3 protein-coding genes are annotated in these 4,030 nt (G+C 42.2%); all 3 read left to right on the top strand.

From position 1 onward, the window contains the following. Window positions 1-480 precede the first annotated feature (480 nt). The gene (locus AC29Z1_RS03805; protein WP_488270132.1) at window positions 481-1,635 is read left to right on the top strand and encodes an S-layer homology domain-containing protein; all 1,155 of its coding nucleotides are present in this window, start codon (window positions 481-483) and stop codon (window positions 1,633-1,635) included. 114 nt (window positions 1,636-1,749) lie between these two features. Continuing rightward, on the top strand, window positions 1,750-2,163 hold the full coding sequence (locus AC29Z1_RS03810) for a RuvC family protein (protein ID WP_488270133.1): 414 nt from the start codon (window positions 1,750-1,752) through the stop codon (window positions 2,161-2,163). Window positions 2,164-2,439: 276 nt separating this feature from the next. Next, complete coding sequence (locus AC29Z1_RS03815) at window positions 2,440-3,720, top strand: S-layer homology domain-containing protein (protein WP_488270134.1); 1,281 nt, start codon at window positions 2,440-2,442, stop codon at window positions 3,718-3,720. Window positions 3,721-4,030: the final 310 nt, after the last annotated feature.

Below are 4,030 nucleotides of genomic sequence, written 5' to 3' on the forward strand. Positions count from 1 at the left end.
CAACGCGGCAAAATTGAGCTTGCAGCCGTAACTGAACAGGACACCTACACCGGCGGACCGATACGAATTGAAATTACGATTAAAAAAGTCCCATAATTTACCATATACGAATCCTGCTTATTAAGCAGGATTCTGTTTTTTTTAGCCGAATATATATAACATGATAATTAGTTATGTAAACAACATAACGATTATCACGACACGATTGCGTTGGCAACAAATGCTTATAAATCAAGGATTTTACCAAAACTTACATCTGCGAATTGAGCAGGAATCCTTGAAAACGTGTCGAAATTATGTTAACATAAATCCTGCGGAATGCGGCAGGTGCATATCGAGAGAAAGCCCTGCAGAGAGGAAGGACAGATTGAGGAAACGTGGACACTCATTCAGAGCCCTCCCCCTTGAACGGGTAATTATCCCGATATGCTGGTGGCAACACCCGCGAAATTAAAATAATTCTTCAAGGGGGATTCTCTAATGAACAAAAGACTTCTCAAATTAGCTGTAACCAGCGCTCTTACCGTAGCCTTCGCCGTTCCTGCCTTCGCTAATCCCTTTTCCGATGTACCTGCAAAACACTGGGCTTATGATGCTGTAAACAAATTAGCACAAGCCGGTATAGTAACAGGTTATGAAGATGGCACTTTCAAAGGTGACAAAACCATTAGCCGTTACGAAATGGCTTCCATTGTTGCAGCAGCAATGCAAAAAGACCTTAACAGCGACCAAAAAGAAACCGTTGATCAATTGTCACAAGAATTTGCTACCGAACTGAATAGCATGGGTATCAAAGTAGACGCTATTGATCAAAAAGTTGACAAAATGGTTAAGATCTCCGGTGACGCCCGTGTACGTTATGCTAACAGCGACAGCTATGACAACACTGATTTCCGTGCCCGTGTAACCTTTGACGGCAAAATCAACGATAACATGAAGTTCAATGCTCGTCTGACTACCGACAACATGAACTATAACGATGATTACACTACTAAGACTGGTATCAAACTGGATTCGGCCAACGTTACCTTCGACGCTCTTGGCCTGACTAACACTATTGGTCGTCAGGATCTGGTACTTGGCAATGGTTTCCTGCATGACTATTCTATGACAGGTGTTGCTTCTGAAGTAGGCAACTTGAAACTGTTTGCCGGTCACTTGAGAGACAGCAACGAAGTATATGGTGCTGAATACAGTGCAAAACTAGGTGCTGCTAACATTACTGCTGACTATGTAAACTATGACCTTACTGGTGCTGATGATGTAGATGCATATGGCGCTAACGTTGACATCAAACTGACTAACAGTGTAAGTGCTCTTGCCGAATTCTACAACTTTGACAATGGCTCTACTAATGCTGACGCTGCTGCATATGGTCTGAAATTCAACAAACTTGGTTTAACCGCTCTGTATCGTGATGTGGAAGATGGTGCCAACTCTCCATACACTAACATGAACAATGACATGCAAGGTGTTAAAGGCTTGAACGGTTACAAAGGTCTGGAAGGAAGCTATGACCGTGCAGTTGCGAAAAACACTACTCTGAACCTTAAATACCAAGACTTCGAAAATCAAGACGGTACTGAAATCGACGGCGGTGCTCGTACCCAAGCTGTCGTTAACGTTAAATTCTAATATCGCATTCCGCAGCATTAAGGACGCCCTCGGGCGTCCTTTTTGTATTATTTACATACATATGGTATCCTAAGAAATAGCTTATTCTAGATGAGATAGAGGTGCGATGATAACATGGCTGAAAATCAGGTCTTATCCATTGATCCAGGGCGGGAAAAATGTGGTCTGGCTGTCGTACATAGAGAGCAAGGCGTAATTTACAAAGCCATTATTGCAACTACTGAACTGGTAGCAACCACTGCCCGTTTGGCAGCACGCTATGAGGTGACAACCATAATCATTGGTAATAGCACCACATCGAAAGCCGCGCAAGCAGAACTTCAATCGCTCGAGATAAACGGACAAAAAATTAACCTAGCTACTGTTGACGAATACCGTTCCACTGACGCTGCCCGGCAGCGCTATTGGCAGGATCATCCGCCAAAGGGCTTAAGACGCCTAATTCCAACAAGCCTGCAAGTGCCGCCTGTTCCAGTAGATGATTATGCTGCCGTGATTTTGGCCGAACGTTATTTTGCCAAAACCTAACTTCAGAACCGCTGATAAAAACCGTAAAGGTGAATTCATCAGAAGCGAAATTGAATTTTTCTTCTAAACATGGATGTTAAACCTTTCCGTCCACAGTGGCGGGAAATTTTTTTAACAAAATTTGCGCAAAAAGAAGGAATATGCTTCCTCGTGTAGAATATAATAGCACAGAAGAGCTGACTGAGAAGAAAATGAAGAGGAAACGTGGACACTCTTTCTGGACTTCTTAGGCGGCTCGAAAATAAAAATTATAAACCCTAAGGAGGCAGATTACACATGAAAAAACAAACCGCTATGGCTCTTGCAGCAGTGTTTGCAATGAGCGTTGCCGGCACTGCGCTGGCAGCACCTTCCAATCCTTTTGTTGATGTTCCTGCAAAACACTGGTCCTATGACGCAGTGACCAAACTTGCCCAAGCTGGCATCATCTCCGGCTACGGCGATGGCACCTTCAAAGGTGACAGCAGCATCACTCGTTATGAAATGGCTACTATCGTAGCTAAAGCTATGGCTAACTGCGACAAAGCTGACCCTGAAATTAAGAAAACCATTGATGCTCTTGCTGCTGAATATGCTACCGAGCTGAACAACCTGGGTGTTCGCGTTGACAACCTCGAAAAGAAAGTTGGCAAAGTTCAATTCAGTGGTAATGTTCGTCTGAGATACAACTATAATGACACTGAAGGTTCCAAAACAGTCAACCAACAACTTGCGCGTATTCGTTTAGCTGCTAAAGCCGCTATCAATGATGAGTGGACCGCTAATATTCGTTTTGAATCACAAGAAGATCTCCGGGATTCCGGTGCTCAAAATAATATTCGTGCTAATGATAAAGATAATTCTGTATTTGATGTCCTTAATGTTTCCGGTCCTGCATTTGGCGGTGAATTGACTGTTGGTCGTATGGAACTCGCTCCTATCTACGGAACTGTTCTTGATAGCTATGTAGATGGCGCCAAATTTACTTTTGGTAACAAATTAAAAACTACCCTTGTATATGGTAAAGAAGATAATGATATCAAGAAGAGTTATACTGATGGACAGGGATACAATGGCATAGTTTCAGACACTGATGCAGACTTTGGAGCAGTTGTTTTGGCCTATTCGCCTTCAAAAACTACTAACCTCCAGTTTGCTTATTACAATGTTGATAACAACGACTGGAATGATGACATCAGCATCTATGAACTTGGTGTAGACACTAAAGTAGCTAAAAATTTAGTTCTGAAAGCTTCCTATGCTAAATCTGATTTCGAAGCTGCTCCGGGAGCAGATGACCTTGACACCGCTTACCAAGCAGGTCTCTGGTACAAAGGTGTTAAACTTCAGGACAAAGGTTCCCATGGTCTCTGGGCACAATACCTCAAACTTGAAGATAATGCAGTGCTAGATACTACTTGGGCTTCCGGTGCTGGTTACAAAGGCGTTGAAGTAGGTCTTGAATACATGCTGCAAAAGAACATGAAACTTCAAACTCGCTACTTCGATGGTGAAAGCGTTAAAAATTCCAACATCGATAAAAAATTCTATCGTGCACAAGTTGAATTCTTCTTCTAATCCAAAAAATCTCTCAAACTCCCTTGCAATCGCAAGGGAGTTTTGTTGTGAGACGAGTAGGGAGAGAGGGACAATATACCTATGGCTTTTTCTGCACACAAACTAAATAATTAGACTCGGCCTTATTTTTTCAAATTAGGGACACGTATTTTGCCGAATTATAAAAACTCCAATTCCATAATCCAGAACATTGAGGCAGGATATTTGATATCTATGACGAATTTATTCAATTACATATTTTCGTGTTATGGGAGGAGTCTAGATGTTTGCTAAGAAAGTAACAGCCATAATCACAACCTTTGTATTGCTA

It is taken from the genome of Sporomusa sp. (assembly GCF_057736855.1).

Bases quoted from the DNA above. Each gene is read 5' to 3' on its own strand.
- AC29Z1_RS03815 (WP_488270134.1), top strand. From the start codon at position 2,440: ATGAAAAAACAAACCGCTATGGCTCTTGCAGCAGTGTTTGCAATGAGC.
- AC29Z1_RS03810 (WP_488270133.1), top strand. From the start codon at position 1,750: ATGGCTGAAAATCAGGTCTTATCCATTGATCCAGGGCGGGAAAAATGT.
- AC29Z1_RS03805 (WP_488270132.1), top strand. From the start codon at position 481: ATGAACAAAAGACTTCTCAAATTAGCTGTAACCAGCGCTCTTACCGTA.